The organism is Pseudomonas sp. KCJK9016, assembly GCF_046231795.1.
Lineage (GTDB): Bacteria > Pseudomonadota > Gammaproteobacteria > Pseudomonadales > Pseudomonadaceae > Aquipseudomonas > Aquipseudomonas bananamidigenes.
Genome location: NZ_JBJJMM010000015.1, coordinates 51,135 through 71,233, shown reverse-complemented (window position 1 = coordinate 71,233; position 20,099 = coordinate 51,135). Strand labels below are relative to the sequence as shown.

Sequence of the window (20,099 nt, the reverse complement as noted above, 5' to 3'; positions counted from 1 at the left end):
TTGACGACGCATCCTGCACGATGGCTGTTTCGCGGTCGTGCGAAATGCACGAATGCGTCGTGGGAGAAATCATTCTTTTTGAATTGAAAGCAGGGTGTGGATGTCAGAAAAGGAAGCAGGTAAACGCCTGCAAATCGGCGATTGTTAAAAAAATCAACAAAATCAGTGTATTAGCCGAAATAGCAGGAGAGGGCTACCCTGCCATGACTGGATTCGATCAGAATCAACCATGCAACTTGCCCGATTTTTACGGGACTAACTCAAGACATTCATTTATGGAGCGTAGGAAACATGGAATCAGCCACTGAGCATCAAGGCCGCATTCTGCTGGTGGATGATGAATCCGCCATCCTGCGAACTTTCCGTTATTGCCTCGAAGACGAAGGCTATACCGTCGCTACCGCCAACAGCGCAGCTCAGGCCGATGCATTGTTGCAGCGTCAGGTATTCGATCTGTGCTTCCTCGATCTGCGTCTGGGTGAAGACAACGGTCTCGACGTGCTGGCGCAGATGCGCATTCAGGCGCCCTGGATGCGGGTGGTGATCGTCACCGCCCATTCGGCCGTCGATACGGCGGTTGATGCCATCCAGGCCGGTGCCGCCGACTATCTGGTCAAACCGTGCAGCCCGGACCAGTTGCGTCTGGCCACTGCCAAGCAGCTCGAAGTGCGCCAGCTTTCGGCGCGTCTTGAAGCCCTTGAAGGCGAGGTCCGCAAGCCAAAGGACGGTCTTGATTCCCACAGCCCGGCGATGAAAGTCGTACTGGAAACGGCACGGCAAGTGGCGAGTACCGATGCCAATATCCTGATCCTCGGCGAGTCCGGTACCGGTAAAGGTGAACTGGCCCGGGCCATTCACGGTTGGAGCAAGCGCGAGAAGAAATCCTGCGTCACCATCAATTGCCCGTCCCTGACCGCCGAACTGATGGAAAGCGAGCTGTTCGGTCACAGTCGCGGCGCATTCACCGGCGCCAGTGAAAGCACCCTGGGCCGTGTCAATCAGGCCGATGGCGGTACGCTGTTTCTCGACGAAATCGGCGATTTTCCCTTGACGTTGCAGCCAAAGTTGCTGCGATTTATTCAGGATAAGGAATACGAGCGGGTAGGGGACCCGGTCACCCGCCGCGCCGACGTGCGCATCCTCGCGGCCACCAATCTCAATCTTGAGGACATGGTGCGCGACGGTCGTTTCCGTGAAGACCTGCTGTATCGCCTGAACGTCATCACGCTGCATTTGCCGCCCTTGCGCGAACGGGCCGAGGACATCCTGACCCTGGCCGACCGTTTTCTCGCGCGTTTTGTGAAGGAATATGCTCGCCCGGCCCGGGGCTTCAGTGACGAGGCCCGGGAAGCCCTGTTGGGTTACCGCTGGCCAGGCAACATTCGCGAACTGCGCAACGTGGTCGAGCGGGCGAGCATCATTTGTCCGCAGGAACGCGTGGAAATCAGCCACCTCGGAATGGCCGAACAACCGGCCAACAATGCCCCGCGGGTCGGCGCGGCCCTCAGCCTCGAAGAACTGGAAAAGGCTCATATCGGTGCGGTGCTGACGGCCTCCTTGACCCTCGACCAGGCTGCCAAGACCCTCGGGATCGATGCCTCGACCCTGTATCGCAAGCGCAAGCAGTACAACCTGTGAGCTCCCGCCGATGAAACTGGCGATGAAGTTGCGGACCCGCTTGTTCCTGAGCATTTCCGCACTGATCACCGTGGCCTTGCTCGGGCTGCTGCTCGGGCTGGTCAGCGTGATGCAAATGGCCGGGACTCAGGAAGCGCTGATCCGCAACAACTTCGTCACCCTCGATCTGGGCCTCAAGCTGCGCCAGACCCTGGGCGATCAGCTGATCATGATGCTCGCCGAGAAGCCTGATCCGGTGGCGTTCGAAGCGTCGAAGCAGCATTACTTCGAGCTGCTCGACGAGGGCATCGCCCAGGAGCAGAAAGGCGATGACCGCCAGTACGGGTTCAGTCAGGCCAAGGCCGATTACCTGAGTTTCCTGCAGGCATTCGACCTGTCCCGCGATCCGGGCGCCGCCCTGAGTGGCGGTGGAGACTTGCGCGAACGCTTCAATGTCTTGCGCAACGGTCTGATCTCCGAACACAAGCACGCACTGGACAATATCAACGCGGTACAGCATGACGCCCGGGACCGGGCGCTGTTGGTCGCCGGACTCCTCGGGCTGGTAGGGCTGGCGGTGCTGATCATCGGTTTCATCACGGCCCAGGGGATTGCACGCCGGTTCGGCGCACCGATCGAGGCGCTGGCGAAAGCGGCGGACAACATCGGCCAGGGCAATTTCGAAGTGACCCTGCCAGTGTCCTCGGCCATGGAAATCAACTTGCTGACCCGTCGTTTCGGGCTGATGGCCGAAGCCCTTCGCGAGCATCAGGCGACCAATGTCGATGAATTGCTGGCCGGTCAGCAGCGCTTGCAGGCGGTGCTCGACAGTATCGATGACGGCTTGCTGATGATTGACCGCCAGGGGCATCTGGAACACTTGAACCCGGTGGCACAGCGACAGCTGGGCTGGGACAGCGACCGTTTCGGCGAGGGGCTGGGCAGCGCCTTGCAACGTCCGGAACTGGATGCGCAACTGCAACTGGTATTGCGCGGCGGCACTCTTGAGCGCGCGCCGGAAGACTTGAGCATCGAGGTTGATGGCGAATCGCGGCTGCTGACCTACAGCCTGACTCCGGTCAGCCACACCCAGGGGCATATCCTCGGAGCAGTGATGGTGCTGCACGACGTCACCGAGCAGCGTGCGTTCGAGCGGGTGCGCAGCGAGTTCGTGCTGCGCGCCTCCCACGAACTGCGTACGCCGGTGACTGGCATGCACATGGCCTTCGGGCTGTTTCGTGAACGGGCGAAGTTTCCGGCGGACTCACGCGAGTCGGATCTGCTCGATACGGTCAACGAAGAAATGCAGCGCCTGATGCAGTTGATCAACGACCTGCTGAATTTCTCGCGCTATCAGAGCGGTTTGCAGAAACTCACGCTGGCACCGTGTTCCATCGAAGATTTGCTGACGCAGGCGCAATCACGGTTCGCCGACGCTGCCGCGCAGAAGGGGGTGGCGTTGAATGTCGAGGTGCAGAGTCCCTTGCCGCGCTTGCAGGCCGATCAGGCGCAACTGGATCGGGTGCTCGACAATCTGATCGATAACGCCTTGCGCCACACCACTCGCGACGGGCTGATCCGTCTGCAGGCGCGGCGTCATGGCGAGCGGGTCATCATCAGCGTTGAAGACAACGGTGAAGGCATTGCCTACGGCCAGCAGGGGCGGATCTTCGAGCCCTTCGTACAGGTCGGGCGCAAAAAGGGTGGCGCGGGGCTCGGACTGGCACTGTGCAAGGAAATCGTTCAGCTGCATGGTGGGCGGATGGGCGTCTACTCGCGGCCGGGGCAGGGCACGCAGTTCTACATGGCGCTGGCGGTCTAGGCTTCGTCGTCCATGCGGCGTCCGGCGAGCCGCCGGCCTCGTGTGATGAGTTCGATGAATTGCACGGCGCTTAACGCCTGGGCGAACAGCCAGCCCTGGCCGAACTTCACACCTTCGCTGCTCAACAGTGCGGCCTGGGATTCATGTTCGATACCCTCGGCGATGACCTTCAGGTCCAGGGCCTGGGCCATGTGAATGATGTGCGGGGCGACGCCGCTGCTGGCCGCGTCGTGGCCGAGTGCGTCGATAAATGCCTTGTCGATTTTCAGGCAGTCCACCGGCAGGGTCTGCAGGTAGGAGAGGCTGCAATAGCCGGTGCCGAAATCGTCGATCAATACCTGGTGACCGACATCGCGTAACGCTTGCAGGTTTTCCCGGGCCACCACGACATCGATCAGCCCGCGTTCCGTCACTTCAAATGCAATCTGCCTTGCCGCTACCCGGTGCAGACTCAGCAACCGCGCCATGACCTGGCCGATGCGCGGCACCATCACATCACAGGCTGCCAGATTCACCGAAATGTACAGCTGTGGATTGGCCCGAAGCAGCTGACCCAGCTGTTCCAGCAGGCGCTGCAGGACGAAATCGGTCATCTGGCGAATCTGCCCGGTGTTTTCCGCCATCGGGATGAACAGGTCAGGACTGGTCAGCGTACCGTCCGGTCGCCGCCAGCGCAGCAACGCTTCGGCGCCGACGCAATTGCGGCTGTCGAGGTCGAAGATCGGTTGATACAGCACTTGAAGCTCACCGCGGCGGATCGCTCCGTGCAGTTCGGCATCCAGCGACTGACGCTGGCGGACCAGCCAGAACACCAGGACCCCGACAAATGCCCCCAGCAACAGACAGAACGGCACCATCCACCACCAGAGCTCCGGAATGTGCATGCCGGTGCGCGGTGTGATCAACACCAATTGATACTCCGGATTGTCGGTCGGCATGCGGTAGATGAGCTGTGTCTGGGTTATCTGCAGCGCGTCGGTGGACTTCGGAGGCCACGGCTCGGCAGGTGGCCAAGCCTGTGGGACGCCGAGCACCGGAATGGCTCGGGTTCCGTGATCCAGCACCACCAGCAGGCTGCTTTCCGGGGGCAGGTCGACCATGTCGGTCAAGTGCCCGCGCGAGGTGGCTACACGAAAGTTGCCCCGTCCGAGCATCAGTGCCGCACGGTTTTCATCGGGTTCGGTGGTGGTATTCAGCCAGTAACTGTAGGTCGGGCCCTTGATATCCGGCGGACGGACGACCGACAGACCTTCCTGGCGCGGACGATTGGAGCAGATGCGGGAGGCATCCATGTAGGCCGCTTCATAAACGAAGCGATAGTTGAAGGTCACTTGCTGCAGTGTGGCGATCATCTCGTCGTCGCAACTGCGTAGCGGCTGGGCTTCGAGGTCGTCGAGACTTTCGCGCAACTGGCCGAACAACTGTTCCAGGCGAGCCAGGAAGCGCTCGCCCTGGGCGTTCATTTCCTGACTTTCACTCTGTTCGACCTGATGCATGGCCACGAACAGTCCGCCGGTGATCAGCAGGCTGGCGCTGAGGACAGCCGCCAGCATCGCCAGAAACCACGGACGATAAAACCAGCCGCGCAGCGCCTCTCGGGTAGCAACCATATGGATATCCGAAGAATTACCAATGAGTTATAGCTGCTGATTGTGTTTTCGCCTTGACCGTCGGGCGGGCGTCATTATTTTGTCTGATTCAACACCAGCAGCAACGCTGCCGTTTGCGCATCCGGCGTGCCGTCAAAGCGGGAAGGGCGGAAGTGCATCTGGAAGGCGGCGAGTACATGGCGGGTCGCCACGTCCAGTTCACCGTTTTGCGGGGTTGCATAGCCCAGGCGGGCCAGTTGCGTCTGGAACCAGCTGATGCTCGGTAACTCGACGTCGAACCTGACCTGCTGGCGGGCGACCGCCTGTTCGTCTGGCCATAGCCCCAGACCCTCGGCAGCCAGGCGTTTCCACGGGAACAGCGGGCCAGGATCCAGCTTGCGCAACGGTGCAATGTCGCTGTGTCCGATGATGTGGTCCGGGCTGATGCCGTGGCGTTTGCTGATGTCCCTGAGCAGCACGATCAGCGACTGCACCTGGGCTTCACTGTACGGATACCACACGCGGCCGGTCGGAGTGTCCTTGAAGCCGGGATTGACGATTTCGATCCCGATCGAGCTGGAGTTGAGCCAGGTACGCCCCTGCCATTCGCTTTCGCCCGCATGCCAGGCGCGCAGGTTTTCGTCCATCAGCTTGTAGATTGTGCCGTTCTTGTCGTCGCCGATCAGGTAGTGGCTGCTGACTTCACCGTGGGTCAGCAGTTGCAGCGAGCGCTGCAGGGAAGCAGAGGTGTAATGCACGATCACGAACTGCGCGCGGCTGTCGTGATTGGCGGAAGGGTGGCTGGTGTCGTAGCGCGGGCCGCTGGCACAACCGGCCAGGATGAGCAGCGACGTAACGAGAGCAAGGAATTTCATGGCAGAGAGCAGTACACACAAGACAATAATGCAACAGTGTAACGTACTGACCTGCCTGCGAACGGCAAAAGGGCTGATTTAAATGAAATGGAACAATTGTGTTCAGCCCAGCTCGACCCGGTTGCGACCCGCATTTTTTGCCCGGTACAGCGCCTGATCGGCCCTTTTGAGCACCAGATCGCTGCGCTCTCCTGGCTTGAACGATGCCAGCCCCATGGAAATGGTGATCGTCACCCGCTCGCCCTTGAAGTGAAAAGGGCAGGCCTCGATCGCAGCACGCAGCGTTTCCAGCAACCTGGCACCGACGGCCGGCGGTGTGGCCGGCAGCAGCAGGACAAATTCCTCACCGCCGAAACGGGCAATGAAATCGTTGCCCCGCAGGCGTTTGCGCAACACGGTGGCGATGATCTTCAACACCTTGTCGCCGGCCAGATGCCCGTAGTTGTCGTTGATTCGTTTGAAGTGATCGAGGTCGAGCATGGCCAGGCTCAGGGTATTACCGTGTTGCTGCCATTGGGCGATTTCGTGGTCGAGACGCTCGCTCCAGGCGGCGCGGTTGGGCAGGCCGGTGAGCGGGTCGATCAAGGCTTTCTGGCGTTGCTCTTCAAGGTGTTCGCGATAGCCGAGGGCCTCTTGTTCCATGTGGGCCACACGTTCGGCGAGGCTCTTGAGGCGGTTGGCCACTTCCTGTTCACGGGCGTCGCGTTGCTTCTGATGCTGGTCCATCGTGCCAAGCAGGCCTTCGAGGTGGTTTTCCAGCACCTGTTTGAGATCGTCCAGATCCGCCGCCTCCTGAACACTGTTCTGCAAACCATCGACCTGTTCGCGAATCTGCGTGTCCATCGCCCGCGCTGCAGAACTGTTGTCGGCATGGCCTTCGCTGGCGGCCTGCAGGTTGCTCTGAAATGCTTCCAGGCGTTCGTTGAGTTGCTGCAGATAAGCCTCGAATTCGTGCTGGCCGCTGTCGGTGATGGCCAGCATCAAGGTCGCCAGATCGTCGAGGATTGGCAGCAGCTCGTACCAGTTCAAACCGTTTTTCAGCCGTTCACGCATGGCTTCGGCTTGCGGGCGATGGCGCTCCGGCAGGGTCAGGTCATCCAGTAGCCCGATCAACGTGTCTTCGATGTGTTTGGCTACCGAGCTATAGGACGGTTCGGGCGAGTCCGGCAGGGCATAGAGGATGTCGTGCTCGGACTGTTCCGGATCGATGGCCGCCAGGGCCTGCGCGATAGGCTCGGGCAAGGGCAGGCTGTCGAGGATGACCGGGGGTGGGTTGTCACCGGGATGGGTCAGTTCGTCGGGGTTGATGGCCATTGGCGTCGGCGGAGCGAAGACCGGAGGCAGCGCGGCGGCTGGCGGCTCAGGTTCCGGTTTGAAGGTCTCCGGCTCGCCGGGGGCGGGGACGACTTCGGGAACGATTCTGACCGGCTCGAAGGCGACCACATCCGGCTCTGGCTCCGCCGCATGCTCGGGCGTTGGTGCGCAAGCTTGCGGCGGGGTGGCGGCAGCAACAGCAACAGGCTCGGCAGAGACGACAGGCGCTTCGTGCATTGGCATTGCTTCAGGCGCAGCGGCGGGTGACTGCACAGGTTGAACATCCGGAGCCGCTCCGGCAGGTTGAGCCACAGGCGCAGGTGTTTCTTCACTGTCACGACTGCCGAACAGACGCTGCAACAAGCCGGGGCGTACCGGTTCAGCCGGCGTCTCCAACTGGCTCAAGGCCTTGCCCTGCAAGCCGCTGAGTTCGCTGAGCAGCAGCGGCATTTCCCGGGCCTGACTGACTCGTCCGTCGAGTTGCTTGGCGAATTTCTTCAGCGGCTGAGCAACTTCCCGGGGCAGCGGCAACGACTGCAGCTGGGTGACCAGCGCGTTGAGCGCGGTGCTGACCTGTTCGATGCGGGTTTCACGACGTTGCTCGGAATCGAGCACGGCTTTTTCCAGACGCGGCAACAGGGCGGCGAGGCCGGCATCCATGTCGTCGGTGCGTATCACGTCACGCATTTCTTTCATGTATTGATCGACCACACGGTCGGTGCCTTCCGCCGCCAGGGTGCTGCGCACCAGGCCGCGGCGCAGCAGGTCGAGCCGGGCGTCCCATCGACGTTCCAGCTTTTCCTGTTGTTCGATGCTCTTGAGGTATTTTTCTTTCCAGCGCTGGGCTTCGTCGCTCATTCAGGCGTTCCGCGAGGGGCAGGACTCAACGCGGGCAAGGCATCGGCCGTGAGCGAACCCGGCAGACGAATCTCTACCGCGACGGGCAGGTGATCGGAAATCGGTTGGGCCAGCACTTCGACTTTTTCCAGGGTCAGGGTCGGGCTGAGCAGAATATGGTCCAGACAGCGCTGGGGGCGCCAGCTGGGGAATGTCGCTTCGAGTTGCGGGGCCAGCAGCCCGAGGTCGCGCAACGGTGAGTGTTGCAGCAGGTCGTTGGCGTGGGTGTTCATGTCACCCATCAGCACCTGATGCTGGTAGCCACCGATCAATTCGCGGATGTAGGCCAATTGCATGGTGCGTACCCGGGCGCCAAGCGCCAGGTGCATCATCACCACCACCAGCGCGTCGGGACCTTCGCCGAAGCGTACCAGTATCGCTCCGCGACCCTTTGGTCCCGGCAGCGGATGGTCCTCGATCGCCCACGGGCGCAGGCGACTGAGCACGCCGTTGCTGTGCTGGGCCAGTCGGCCGAGGTTGCGATTGAGCTGTTGATACCAGTAGGGGAAAGCGCCGAGATGAGCCAGGTGTTCGACCTGATTGACGTAGCCTGAACGCAGGCTGCCGCCATCGACTTCCTGCAGGGCGACCAGATCGAAGTCGCCGAGCAGATTGCCGATCTTCTGCAGATTGCCGGAGCGCCCGGGATGCGGCAGCAGATGCTGCCAACTGCGGGTCAGGTAGTGCCGATAACGTTCGGTACTGATGCCGACCTGGATATTGAAGCTGAGCAAACGCAAACGGCTGTCTGCGGGCAGGCCCGTGGATTCCAGGTGGTGCTCGTTGACCTGCGGATCATGCAGGCCGACGAGTCGTTCGGTTCCCCAGCGGCGCATGGCGATTGCCGCGCTTAGTTGGCGGCTGCCTTGTTGGCCGCTCGCTCTTTGGCGACCAGTTGGTCAGCCAGTTTCAGAGCTTCTTCGGCACCACCGGCAGAGCCGATGTCAAAGCGATATTTACCGTTGACGATCATGGTTGGAACGCCGGAGATTTCATATTTCTTGGCCAGTTCGCGAGCCTTGACGATCTGGCCCTTGATGGCGAAAGAGTCGAAAGTGGCCAGGAACTTGTCCTTGTCCACGCCTTGAGTGGCGAGGAAGTCAGCCATGTCGTTCTTGTCGGTCAGTTTCTTGTGTTCTTTCTGGATCGCGTTGAACACCGCAGCGTGCACGTTGTGCTCGACGCCCATGGCTTCCAGGGTCAGGAACATCTGACCGTGGGCGTCCCAGGGGCCGCCGAACATGGCCGGGATGCGAACGAAATTGACGTCGGAAGGCAGTTTCTCGACCCATGGATTGATCACCGGCTCGAAAGCGTAGCAGTGCGGGCAGCCGTACCAGAACAGCTCCACCACCTCGATCTTGCCAGGCACGGCAACCGGTACCGGGTTGCTCAGTTCGACGTAAGGGGCGGCAGGTGCTTCGGCGGCCTGGGCCGTCACGCCGAACAGGCTGGCAGCGACGAGGGCGGCGCTGATGATCAGATTACGCATGCTTTACTCCTGGGCAAATTGGGTCGCCTCGCGCGACCTGTTTTCAGACAGATCCTGGCGGGCATGAGTTCTGTAGTGTAACGGCAGCGGCCACAAAAAAGGGCGGCCAAAGCCACCCTTTTTATACTTGCTGCAACGGATTAATCGAGCGTTAACGTGGCGGGAGTTGTCCTTCACACGCAACGCTCGAATCACCATCGCAGGCCGGTCCTCAGTGCAGCCCTTGAATGTAGCTGGAGACTGCCGCGATGTCCTCATCGCTCAGTTTGCGAGCGATGGTGCGCATGGTCATGGCATCGCCGTCGTTGTTGCGACCGGCTTCTTCCTTGCGGAAATCGGTCAGCTGCTTGGCAATGTATTGAGCGTGCTGGCCACCCAGATGCGGGAAGCCGGCGGCAGCGTTGCCCGCGCCGTTCGGCGAATGGCAACCGGTGCAGGCCGGCAGGCCTTTTTCCAGGTTGCCGCCACGGAACAGGGCTTCACCGCGAGCGACGATTTTCGGGTCGGCGGCGCCGACGCTGCCTTTCTGGCTGGCGAAATAGGCGGCGATGTCAGAAAGGTCCTGATCGCTCAGGTTGGTCAGCAGCCCGGTCATTTCCAGAACGGTGCGTTTGCCCGACTTGATGTCATGCAGTTGCTTGGTCAGGTAGCGTTCACCCTGACCGGCCAGTTTTGGAAAGTTTGGCGCCATGCTGTTGCCATCCGGGCCATGGCAGGCCCCGCATACGGCCGCTTTCGCCTGGCCTGCGGCGGCATCGCCTGCAGCATGGGCGAAACCTGAGATTCCCACGGTCAACAGCAGACTCACGATCAGTTTGTTCATCAGCTAATCCAACTACGGCTAAGGGTTAAGAGTTATGGACCGGGTTTACTCTCGCTCATCCAGAGGATGATGGCCTGGTAATCCTCGGCACTGCAGTCCATGCACAAACCACGCGGCGGCATCGCCTTGAAACCCTGGGTCACGTGTTGCACCAGCGTCCCCATGCCTTTCGCCAACCTCGGCGTCCAGGCTGCCTGATCGCCTCTTTCGGGCGCCATGGGTAGCTGGCCGGAATGACAGGCACCACAAACACGGTTGTACACGGCTTCCGGATCCTGTGTAGCCTGTGCGCCGCAAAGCGGCATCAGAACTCCGGCAGCCAGCAGCCATTTCGTCATAAAACGACCTTTTCAGGGTTGAGAGCGATCTGCGTTCTGTTGCGCAATCAAAGTCTGTCGCTCTCGTGAGCTTCATCCTTCGCCGGGACAAAGCACACACAAAATCTGCGGCATTATATACTGGCGTCACTGAAACGGAAGCGACACCGCGTTCCGCGCCCAATCCTGGCGCCGCCCACATCGGAAATCCCATGCAACTCAAGAATCCCATCCTCGGCCTGTGCCAACAGTCCACGTTCATGCTCAGTGCCGCCAAGGTCGATCAGTGCCCCGACGACGAAGGCTTCGAAGTGGCGTTCGCCGGTCGTTCCAACGCCGGTAAATCCAGCGCGCTGAACACCCTGACTCACGCCAGTCTGGCGCGGACCTCGAAGACCCCGGGTCGCACACAGCTGTTGAACTTCTTCAAGCTAGACGATGAACGGCGTCTGGTCGACCTGCCCGGCTACGGTTATGCAAAAGTACCGATCCCGCTCAAGCAACACTGGCAGCGTCACCTTGAAGCCTATCTGGGCGGGCGCGAGAGTTTGAAGGGGGTGATTCTGCTGATGGATATCCGCCACCCGATGACCGACTTCGACCAGTTGATGCTCGACTGGGCCGTTGCCGCCGGCATGCCGATGCACATCCTGCTGACCAAGGCCGACAAGCTGACCTACGGCGCAGCCAAGAACACGCTGCTCAAAGTGCAGTCGGAAATCCGCAAGGGCTGGGGCGACCTGGTGACGATCCAGCTGTTCTCCGCGCCAAAGCGCATGGGTCTGGAGGAGGCCTACACCAGACTGGCGGGCTGGATGGAACTGGCGGATAAGGGAGCGGAAGCGGCGGCAGAGTAAGGGGATTTCAAAACTGTCTGTGGTGCTGTCAGGCAAGGCAAAAGCATTGCTAAAACGGCCGGGGTCGCGCTCGACTTTAGGGGACCTAAATGAGCATTTTTAGCGATGCTTTTAACGCAGTCTGGCGGCGCCACAGCCAGTTTTGAGGCAAAAAAAGCCCCGGACTTCATATGGGGAGGGAGAAGTTCCGGGGTTCAAGTTCCGAACCGCTAGGGCGGGGTTCAGATATCTGCCAACACTTAACACAACATAGGAGCATCGAAGGGCTTCACCAGCCATTCAGTATCTCTGAGTGGCCTGTCGCAAGATTAGTTCAGATTCTTTTCAAAAAAATTTGGAATAAGCTCAAGAACGATCAGCGCTAAGCCCTGTCGATGACCTTGCCGCGACGCCCTGTCGCGGCAAAACCACGGCCCAGAGGCCTCAGTGCGCCTCGTCCCAGTTGTTGCCGACGCCCACTTCCACCAGCAATGGCACATCCAGCTTCGCCGCTTCGCTCATGTGGAGGCGAATTTCGTCGCGAACCTGATCCACCAGATCCTCCCGAACTTCCAGCACCAGTTCGTCATGCACCTGCAGGATGACTTTGGCGTCCAGCCCCGAAGCGCTCAGCCAGTTGTCCACCGCCACCATGGCTTTCTTGATGATGTCTGCTGCGGTGCCCTGCATCGGCGCGTTGATCGCCGTGCGTTCGGCAGCGGCGCGCTCCTGCGGCTTGTTGGAGTTGATGTCCGGCAGGTACAGACGACGGCCGAAGATCGTTTCCACATAGCCCTGATCCGCTGCCTGGGCGCGAGTGCGGTCCATATATTCGCGAACGCCCGGGTAACGCGCGAAGTAGGTGTCGATATAGGCCTTGGCGGTCTTGGTGTCGACGCCGATGTCCTTGCCCAGCTTCTGTGCGCCCATGCCGTAGATCAGACCGAAGTTGATCGCCTTGGCGCTGCGGCGCTGGTCGGAGGTCACTTCGCCCAGCTCGACCTTGAACACTTCGGCTGCCGTTGCGGTGTGCACGTCCAGGTTGTTGCGGAAGGCGTTCATCAGGCCTTCGTCGCGGGACAGGTGCGCCATGATCCGCAGTTCGATCTGCGAGTAGTCCGCCGCCAGCAGTTTGTAGCCTTTCGGCGCGACAAACGCCTGACGAATGCGTCGGCCCTCGGCGGTGCGAACCGGAATGTTCTGCAGGTTCGGATCGCTCGACGACAGGCGACCAGTCGATGCCACAGCCTGATGATACGAGGTGTGTATACGTCCGGTGCGCGGGTTGATCTGCTCCGGCAGACGATCGGTGTAGGTGCTTTTCAACTTGCTCATGGAACGGTGTTCCATCAGCACTTTTGGCAGGCGGTGATCGTCTTCGGCCAGCTTCGCCAGCACCTCTTCGGCGGTGGACGGCTGGCCCTTGGCGGTTTTCTTCAGTACCGGCAGGCCGAGCTTTTCGTAGAGGATCACGCCCAGTTGCTTGGGCGAGCCCAGGTTGAACTCTTCTCCGGCGATTTCAAACGCTTCACGCTCCAGCGCGACCATCTTGTCGCCCAGCTCAATGCTCTGCACGCCCAGCAGTGCGGCATCGACGAACGCACCCTGACGCTCGATGCGGGCCAGCACCGGCACCAGCGGGATCTCGATGTCGGTCAGCACGCTGGCCAGGCTCGGAATGGCGCTGAGTTTTTCGAACAGCGTCTGGTGCAGGCGCAGGGTCACGTCAGCATCTTCGGCGGCATAAGGCCCGGCCTGTTCTAGAGCGATCTGGTCGAAGGTCAGTTGTTTGGCGCCTTTGCCGGCGATGTCCTGGAAGCTCACGGTGGTGTGATCCAGATACTTCTGCGCCAGGCTGTCCATGTCGTGACGGGTCGCTGTGGAGTTGAGCACGTAGGACTCAAGCATCGTGTCGAAGGCGATGCCGCGCACGGTGATGCCTTCATTCTGATCGCCACCGATGGCGCAGTTGGCCAGGATGTTCATGTCGAACTTGGCGTGCTGGCCGACCTTGAGCTTGTCCGGGTCTTCGAGGATTGGCTTGAGCGCGCGCAACACCGTGTCGCGATCCAGTTGCTCCGGCACGCCGATATAGGAATGCGTCAGCGGGATGTAGGCCGCTTCATTGGCCTGCACCGCAAACGACAAACCGACCAGTTGCGCCTGCTGAGCATCGACCCCGGTGGTTTCAGTGTCGAAGGCAAACAGCTCGGCTTTCTTCAGTTTTTCCAGCCAGACGTCAAAGCGGGCCTGGTCGAGGATGGTTTCGTACCGGTTTTCAGTGCTGGCGGCTGGGGCTTCGGTTTCCGGGGCGCTGAACAGATCGACGACCGGCTCGGGGGCGGCGGCGCTGCTCAGTTCCTGGCGTTTGGCGTCGCGTTCCAGATCGTTGATCCAGCTCTTGAACTCCAGCAGGGTGAAAAGCTCGTAGAGCTTGGCCGGGTCTTCCGGGCCCATCTGCAGGTCGTCGAGGCTGATATCCAGAGGTACGTCGACCTTGATGGTCGCCAGTTGATAGGAGAGGAATGCCATCTCCTTGTGTTCTTCGAGCTTGGCCGGCAGGGTCTTGGCGCCGCGGATCGGCAGGGTCGGCACGATATCGAGCTGCGCGTAGAGCTCGGTGAGGCCACCGTTGACACCGACCAGCAGGCCGGAAGCGGTTTTCGGGCCGATGCCGGGAACGCCGGGGATATTGTCGGAAGAGTCGCCCATCAGGGCCAGATAATCGATGATCTGCTCCGGAGCGACGCCGAATTTCTCCTTCACGCCCTCCACGTCCATCGAACTACCGGACATGGTGTTGACCAAGGTAATGTGCCCGTCGACCAGTTGCGCCATGTCCTTGTCGCCGGTGGAGATGATCACCGGGCGCTCGGCGGCTGCGCTGCTGCGGGCCAGGGTGCCGATCACGTCATCGGCCTCGACGCCGTCGACGCACAGCAGCGGAAAGCCCAGCGCCTTTACGCTCTGGTGCAGCGGCTCGATCTGCACACGCATGTCGTCTGGCATGCTCGGGCGGTTGGCCTTGTATTCGGCATACATCTCATCGCGAAATGTCCCGCCCTTGGCGTCGAACACCACGGCAAACGGGCTGTCCGGATACTGCTTGCGCAGGCTTTTGAGCATGTTCAGCACGCCCTTGACCGCACCGGTCGGCATGCCTTTGGAGGTGGTCAGCGGTGGCAGCGCGTGAAAGGCGCGGTACAGGTAGGACGAACCGTCCACCAGGACGAGGGGGGCTTGGCTCATGAGCAGGATCAACCTTTTCGGCGGGTCCGGCGCTAGAATAGCGGGACCGTTGACGACAAAGGGACAAGGTTATCATGCGTACGTTAAATCGCTTGCTGCTGGTCAGTCTGATTGCTGTCTCACCGTTGCCTGCGATCGCGGCGGATGATGCGCCGTCCGCGGAGCCGGAAGTCACTATCCGCACCGAGGGTGACAAAACCATCCAGGAGTACCGGCAGAACGGTTTCCTGTACGCGATCAAGGTGACTCAGAAGGGTTTTCCGCCCTATTTTCTGGTGCGCGCGGACGGTACTGATGCAAACTTCATCCGCTCGGACCAGCCGGATATGCTGATCCCCGCGTGGAAGATTTTCGAGTGGAAGTAGTTTCTTAATTTCAACCGGCGCCGGCTCGATGGCGGCGCCAGAACTGAGCAGTTTTCAACCATGTCTGTGTTCACCCCCCTGGCTCGGCCCGAGCTGGAAACCTTTCTCGCCCCTTACGGGCTCGGCCGTCTGCTCGATTTCCAGGGGATCGCCGCCGGCAGTGAAAACACCAACTTTTTCATCAGCATGGAAAAGGGCGAGTTCGTCCTGACCCTGGTCGAGCGCGGCCCGGTGCAGGAAATGCCGTTTTTCATCGACCTGCTCGACGTTCTGCACGAAGCCGACCTTCCGGTGCCCTACGCACTGCGTACCACCGACGGTGTGGCCCTGCGCGAATTGAAAGGCAAGCCGGCGCTGCTGCAACCGCGCCTGGCCGGCAAGCACATCAAGCAGGCCAACGCCCAGCATTGCGCACAGGTCGGTGATTTGCAGGCCCATCTGCACCTCGCAACCCAGGGCGACAGCATGATCAAGCGCAAGACCGATCGTGGCCTGGACTGGATGCTGGAGGAGGGTACGCAGTTTCTCTCGCACCTCGACGACGAACCGCGTGCGCTGCTGCAGAGCGCGCTGGACGAAATCACCCAACAGAAAGAGAAAATTCTCGCCCTGCCTCGGGCAAACATCCACGCCGACCTGTTTCGTGACAACGCGATGTTCGAAGGTACGCATCTGACCGGGCTGATCGACTTCTACAACGCCTGTTCCGGGCCGATGCTCTACGACGTGGCGATTGCCTTGAACGACTGGTGTTCGGACGATGACGGTCTGATCGACGGCCCACGTGCGCGGGCCTTTCTGGGCGCCTATGCGGCACTGCGTCCATTTACGGCGGCCGAAGCCGAATTGTGGCCAACCATGCTGCGAGTGGCGTGTGTGCGGTTCTGGCTGTCGCGGTTGATCGCGGCGGAATCGTTCGCCGGGCAGGACGTGCTGATTCACGATCCGAAAGAGTTCGAGCAGCGGCTGGCGCAGCGTCAGCAGGTCCACTTACCTTTGCCTTTCGCCCTTTAAAAGCTTCGCGAGCAGGCTCGCTCCCACATTGGTTTTGTGTCGATTACAAATCTGATGTGGGAGCGAGCCTGCTCGCGAATGGGGCAATACTGATGCCCGTGTTTACAGCGACTCCAGGCAACCCGCCAGGTCATTCCCCAGTTTCTCCAGCACTTGCTCATAACCCTGAGCCGTCGCTGGTGTGTATCCGCCCAACGCATCCAGCTCCGCCAGCTTCACCGGCAGGCCCGCCACCAGGGTCTCGGCCAGACGCGGACGCAGTGGCGGTTCACTGAATACGCACGTCTTGCCGACTTCCTGTAACCGCGCGCGCATTGCCGCCACATGCTGAGCGCCCGGCTGTACTTCTGCGGCAACGCTGAACACGCCAGTGTGTTTCAAGCCGTAGGCATCTTCGAAGTAGTCGAAGGCTTCATGGAAGACGAAGTAGGGTTTTCCTTCAACGCTCGCCAGGCGTTTCTTCAAACGCTGGTCCAGTGCATCGAGACGTTCGTCAAACGCTTTGGCGTTGCTCTGATAGCGCTCGGCATTGGCCGGGTCGGCGACGCTCAGGTCAGCGGCCATTTTGTTGGCTATCACTCGCGCGTTCACTGGCGATAGCCACAAATGCGCATCGAGCGTGCCGGGACGATGGTCGTGGTCATGCTCATCGGCGTCTTCGGCGTGGGAGTGGCTGTCTTCGGCGAAGCGGCGCAGCTTCATGCCCGGCAGATCCTGCACGGCGACGCTCGGCAGCGTACGACCGTTCAGTACCCTGGGCAGGAAACCTTCCATGTCCGGGCCGATCCAGTACAGCAGATCCACCGATTGCACTTTGCGCACGTCGGACGGGCGCAACGCATAGTTATGCGGCGAAGCCCCCGGCGGCAGCAGCACTTCCGGAATCGCCACACCGTCCTGCACCGCAGCGGCAATCAATTGCAGCGGCTTGATGCTGGTGAGGACTCTGACTTCGGCCTGAGCCGAACCGATCAGCAGAAAACTGGCGACAAAGGCCACAAAAACAGAAAAAAGTCGGGACACGATGACCACTCAAGGAGGCGAGAACGGGTAACATAATAACGTCTCTAACAAAACTCGTCGCCGCTCATGCCTATTACACCGATTGCCAGCCGTCCCCACGACCATTCTCATTGCGTCCACAGCGCCCTGTCCGAGGCCGATGCCTTGTGTGCACAGAAAGGCCTGCGCCTGACCGCATTGCGTCGGCGGGTGCTGGAGCTGGTGTGGCAGAGCCACAAACCGCTGGGTGCCTACGACATCCTGGCTGTGCTCAGCGAGCAGGACGGTCGTCGCGCCGCGCCGCCGACCGTGTACCGTGCGCTGGATTTCCTGCTGGAAAACGGCCTGGTGCACCGCATCGCTTCGCTGAATGCCTTCGTCGGTTGCGTTCATCCAAAGCATTCGCATCAGGGCCAGTTCCTGATCTGCCGCGAGTGCCACGCGGCCATCGAACTTGAGCAAAAAACCATCAGTGACGCCATCGTCCACAGCGCCAGTGACGTCGGCTTCATCGTCGAAGCCCAGACCGTCGAAGTGGTGGGTCTCTGCTCTGGTTGCCGGGGGGCTTGATGAGCGATGCGTTGATCCGTCTGGAGCAGGTGGCTGTCCGGTTTGCCGGGCAGAACGTGCTGGACAACATTCACCTGAGCGTCGAGCCGGGGCAGATCGTCACCCTGATCGGCCCCAACGGTGCCGGCAAGACCACGCTGGTACGTGCCGTGCTCGGGCTGCTGAAGCCCGACAGCGGCAGCGTCTGGCGCAAGCCGAAACTGCGCGTCGGCTACATGCCGCAAAAACTTCACGTTGATCCGACCCTGCCGCTGTCAGTCCTGCGCTTTCTGCGGCTGGTGCCGGGCGTCGATCGTCCGCGAGCGTTGGCGGCGCTGAAGGACGTGGGCGCCGAGCACGTCATCGACAGCCCGGTGCAGAGCGTGTCCGGCGGTGAAATGCAGCGCGTGCTGCTGGCCCGGGCACTGCTGCGCGAACCGGAACTGCTGGTACTCGACGAACCGGTGCAGGGCGTCGACGTGGCGGGCCAGGCCGAGCTGTACAGCCTGATCACTCGCCTGCGCGATCGCCATGGTTGCGGGGTGCTGATGGTGTCCCACGACCTGCATCTGGTGATGAGTACCACCGACCAGGTCGTGTGCCTCAACCGTCACGTCTGCTGCTCCGGACATCCCGAGCAGGTCAGCGGCGACCCGGCTTTCGTCGAGCTGTTCGGCAATCATGCGCCAAGCCTGGCGGTCTATCACCACCATCACGACCACGCCCACGACCTGCACGGTTCCGTGGTCAAAGGGCCTGTGAAAGGCCAACCTCACGTTCACGGAGATAGCTGCAAGCATGGCTGATTTTCTGTTCTACGCCCTGCTTGCAGGCCTGGCGCTGGCGGTGGTTGCGGGGCCGCTGGGCTCGTTTGTGGTCTGGCGGCGCATGGCCTATTTCGGCGATACCCTCTCCCACGCCGCGCTGCTCGGCGTAGCGCTGGGGTTTTTGCTGGATGTCAGCCCGACCGTCGCGGTCACCGTGGGCTGCCTGCTGCTGGCGGTGCTGCTGGTGACGCTGCAACAACGCCAGCCGCTGGCATCCGACACGTTGTTGGGCATTCTTGCACCGAGCACGCTCTCGCTCGGCCTGGTGGTACTAAGCTTCATGCATGAGGTGCGGATCGACCTGATGGCCTATCTGTTCGGCGACCTGCTGGCGATCAGCCCGACTGACCTTGCCTGGATCCTTGGCGGCAGTGCGGCGGTGCTGGTGCTGTTGGTCACGCTGTGGCGACCGCTGCTGGCCATCACCGTGCACGAAGAGCTGGCCAGGGTCGAAGGCCTGCCGGTGGCCGGTCTGCGTATGGCGTTGATGCTGCTGATCGCGGTGGTGATCGCCGTGGCGATGAAAATCGTCGGTGTGTTGTTGATTACGTCGCTGTTGATCATCCCGGCAGCTGCGGCACAACGTCACGCCCGTTCGCCGGAGCAGATGGCGCTGGGCGCGAGCCTGCTGGGCATGCTCGCCGTGTGTGGCGGGCTGGCGCTGTCCTGGTTCAAGGACACCCCGGCCGGCCCGTCAATCGTTGTGACGGCGGCCGCACTGTTTCTGCTGAGTTTTGTTCTGCCCCGTCGAGGGGTGTAGACTTGCTCGTTTTTTGCGCAAATAGAGAGTCGCAGGAATGAAGCCGTTCGCCTCCCGTTATCTGCTCCTTGTCGCATTTTCAGTGCTGCTGGGCGCCTGCCAAAGCTCGCCGCCGGTGGCCGAAGTCCCCGATGCACGAGCCACGGCCATCGCACAGCTGGAGCAAAGCCTGGCCAGCAGCGAACTGGCCACCGCCGAGGACCAGTTGGCAGCGTTGCAGGCCGAAACGCCCAACGATCCATCCCTTGAGCAGTACCAGCGCCAGTTGGCCGAAGCTTATTTGCGCCGCAGCCAGATCGTCCTGCAAAAAGGCGATGTGAATGCTGCGGCGACCGCCTTGAGTCGTGCCCGCGCGCTGATGCCCAAGGCCCCTGCGCTGACTGGCGGCGTCAATGGTGCGATCACTGAAGCCCGCAAGGCTGAGCTGGAGAAAGCCGAAGCGGCACTTCAGGCCGCCGAGGCCAAGCCGAAAGCGAAGGTGATCGATCTGACCGCCGAAAGCACCACGGTCGCGTTGAATATCACCGACAGCCGCAAACTCCGCCGTCAACTCGACGCGATTGCCGCCGATGTGGTGAATTACGATTGTGCGGTGAGCATTCAGGCGCCGCGCACCAACGATTATCCATGGCTGGCGACACTGATCACCAAGCGTGTGAAGAAGCTTGATCCGGATTTCGATCTGCAGATCGAGAAGCAGATTTTGCGCACGGTCCCGGCACAGATGGTTCTGAGCCCGCGCAAACCTTGA

18 protein-coding genes are annotated in these 20,099 nt (G+C 61.0%); 9 read left to right on the top strand and 9 right to left on the bottom strand.

Features of this window, described 5'->3' with window-relative positions:
- Positions 1-291 precede the first annotated feature (291 nt).
- Both algB and ACK6BI_RS16315 read left to right on the top strand, forming a co-directional pair.
- Entirely contained in the window at positions 292-1,638 is a 1,347-nt protein-coding gene (algB, locus tag ACK6BI_RS16320; RefSeq protein WP_409317861.1) for a sigma-54-dependent response regulator transcription factor AlgB, read from the top strand.
- A gap of 10 nt (positions 1,639-1,648) precedes the next feature.
- Entirely contained in the window at positions 1,649-3,439 is a 1,791-nt protein-coding gene (locus ACK6BI_RS16315; RefSeq protein WP_409317860.1) for a KinB sensor domain-containing domain, read from the top strand.
- On the opposite strand, the gene ACK6BI_RS16310 is transcribed toward ACK6BI_RS16315, so the two are convergent.
- From ACK6BI_RS16310 to ACK6BI_RS16280, 7 genes are all read right to left on the bottom strand, one after another.
- Positions 3,436-5,049 (bottom strand): EAL domain-containing protein, encoded by a 1,614-nt coding sequence (locus ACK6BI_RS16310; protein WP_409317859.1) that lies wholly within the window; start codon positions 5,047-5,049, stop codon positions 3,436-3,438. The genes ACK6BI_RS16315 and ACK6BI_RS16310 overlap by 4 nt on opposite strands.
- Positions 5,050-5,123: 74 nt before the next feature.
- On the bottom strand, positions 5,124-5,903 hold the full coding sequence (locus ACK6BI_RS16305; protein WP_409317858.1) for an N-acetylmuramoyl-L-alanine amidase: 780 nt from the start codon (positions 5,901-5,903) through the stop codon (positions 5,124-5,126).
- A 102-nt stretch (positions 5,904-6,005) separates the two neighbouring features.
- Positions 6,006-8,075, bottom strand: a complete 2,070-nt coding sequence (locus tag ACK6BI_RS16300; RefSeq protein WP_409317857.1) for a diguanylate cyclase — start codon at positions 8,073-8,075, stop codon at positions 6,006-6,008.
- Entirely contained in the window at positions 8,072-8,950 is an 879-nt protein-coding gene (locus ACK6BI_RS16295) for an endonuclease/exonuclease/phosphatase family protein (protein WP_065260176.1), read from the bottom strand. The genes ACK6BI_RS16300 and ACK6BI_RS16295 overlap by 4 nt, the downstream gene beginning before the upstream one ends.
- A 14-nt stretch (positions 8,951-8,964) precedes the next feature.
- Entirely contained in the window at positions 8,965-9,606 is a 642-nt protein-coding gene (locus ACK6BI_RS16290; RefSeq protein WP_065260177.1) for a thiol:disulfide interchange protein DsbA/DsbL, read from the bottom strand.
- Positions 9,607-9,817: 211 nt separating this feature from the next.
- On the bottom strand, positions 9,818-10,429 hold the full coding sequence (locus ACK6BI_RS16285; RefSeq protein WP_065260178.1) for a cytochrome c: 612 nt from the start codon (positions 10,427-10,429) through the stop codon (positions 9,818-9,820).
- 32 nt (positions 10,430-10,461) lie between these two features.
- Positions 10,462-10,767: a cytochrome c5 family protein gene (locus tag ACK6BI_RS16280; protein ID WP_065260179.1), complete on the bottom strand. Its 306-nt coding sequence runs from the start codon at positions 10,765-10,767 to the stop codon at positions 10,462-10,464.
- Between the two features lie 191 nt (positions 10,768-10,958).
- Here ACK6BI_RS16280 and yihA point away from each other — a divergent pair, with 191 nt between their 5' ends.
- Positions 10,959-11,603 (top strand): ribosome biogenesis GTP-binding protein YihA/YsxC, encoded by a 645-nt coding sequence (yihA, locus tag ACK6BI_RS16275; RefSeq protein WP_409317856.1) that lies wholly within the window; start codon positions 10,959-10,961, stop codon positions 11,601-11,603.
- Positions 11,604-12,026: 423 nt separating this feature from the next.
- Here yihA and polA read toward each other — a convergent pair whose 3' ends face one another.
- Positions 12,027-14,831: a DNA polymerase I gene (gene polA, locus ACK6BI_RS16270; protein WP_409317855.1), complete on the bottom strand. Its 2,805-nt coding sequence runs from the start codon at positions 14,829-14,831 to the stop codon at positions 12,027-12,029.
- 74 nt (positions 14,832-14,905) lie between these two features.
- On the opposite strand from polA, the gene ACK6BI_RS16265 reads away from it, so the two are divergent.
- Positions 14,906-15,196, top strand: a complete 291-nt coding sequence (locus tag ACK6BI_RS16265; RefSeq protein WP_065260182.1) for a DUF2782 domain-containing protein — start codon at positions 14,906-14,908, stop codon at positions 15,194-15,196.
- Positions 15,197-15,256: 60 nt separating this feature from the next.
- Positions 15,257-16,210, top strand: coding sequence for a homoserine kinase (locus ACK6BI_RS16260; protein WP_409317854.1), 954 nt, complete (start codon positions 15,257-15,259; stop codon positions 16,208-16,210).
- A gap of 102 nt (positions 16,211-16,312) precedes the next feature.
- Here ACK6BI_RS16260 and ACK6BI_RS16255 read toward each other — a convergent pair whose 3' ends face one another.
- Positions 16,313-17,242, bottom strand: coding sequence for a zinc ABC transporter substrate-binding protein (locus ACK6BI_RS16255; protein ID WP_409317853.1), 930 nt, complete (start codon positions 17,240-17,242; stop codon positions 16,313-16,315).
- A 57-nt stretch (positions 17,243-17,299) separates the two neighbouring features.
- Between ACK6BI_RS16255 and zur the strand changes: the two genes are divergently transcribed.
- Genes zur through ACK6BI_RS16235 form a run of 4 tightly spaced genes read left to right on the top strand, consistent with a single transcriptional unit; the run spans position 17,300 to position 20,099 of the window.
- Complete coding sequence (zur, locus tag ACK6BI_RS16250; RefSeq protein WP_065260668.1) at positions 17,300-17,782, top strand: zinc uptake transcriptional repressor Zur; 483 nt, start codon at positions 17,300-17,302, stop codon at positions 17,780-17,782.
- A complete protein-coding gene (gene znuC, locus ACK6BI_RS16245) occupies positions 17,782-18,567 on the top strand; it encodes a zinc ABC transporter ATP-binding protein ZnuC (protein WP_409317852.1) in 786 nt (261 codons plus the stop codon). The genes zur and znuC overlap by 1 nt, the downstream gene beginning before the upstream one ends.
- Positions 18,560-19,348 (top strand): zinc ABC transporter permease subunit ZnuB, encoded by a 789-nt coding sequence (gene znuB / locus ACK6BI_RS16240; RefSeq protein ID WP_065260666.1) that lies wholly within the window; start codon positions 18,560-18,562, stop codon positions 19,346-19,348. The genes znuC and znuB overlap by 8 nt, the downstream gene beginning before the upstream one ends.
- 37 nt (positions 19,349-19,385) lie before the next feature.
- A complete protein-coding gene (locus tag ACK6BI_RS16235; RefSeq protein WP_409317851.1) occupies positions 19,386-20,099 on the top strand; it encodes a PA5502 family lipoprotein in 714 nt (237 codons plus the stop codon).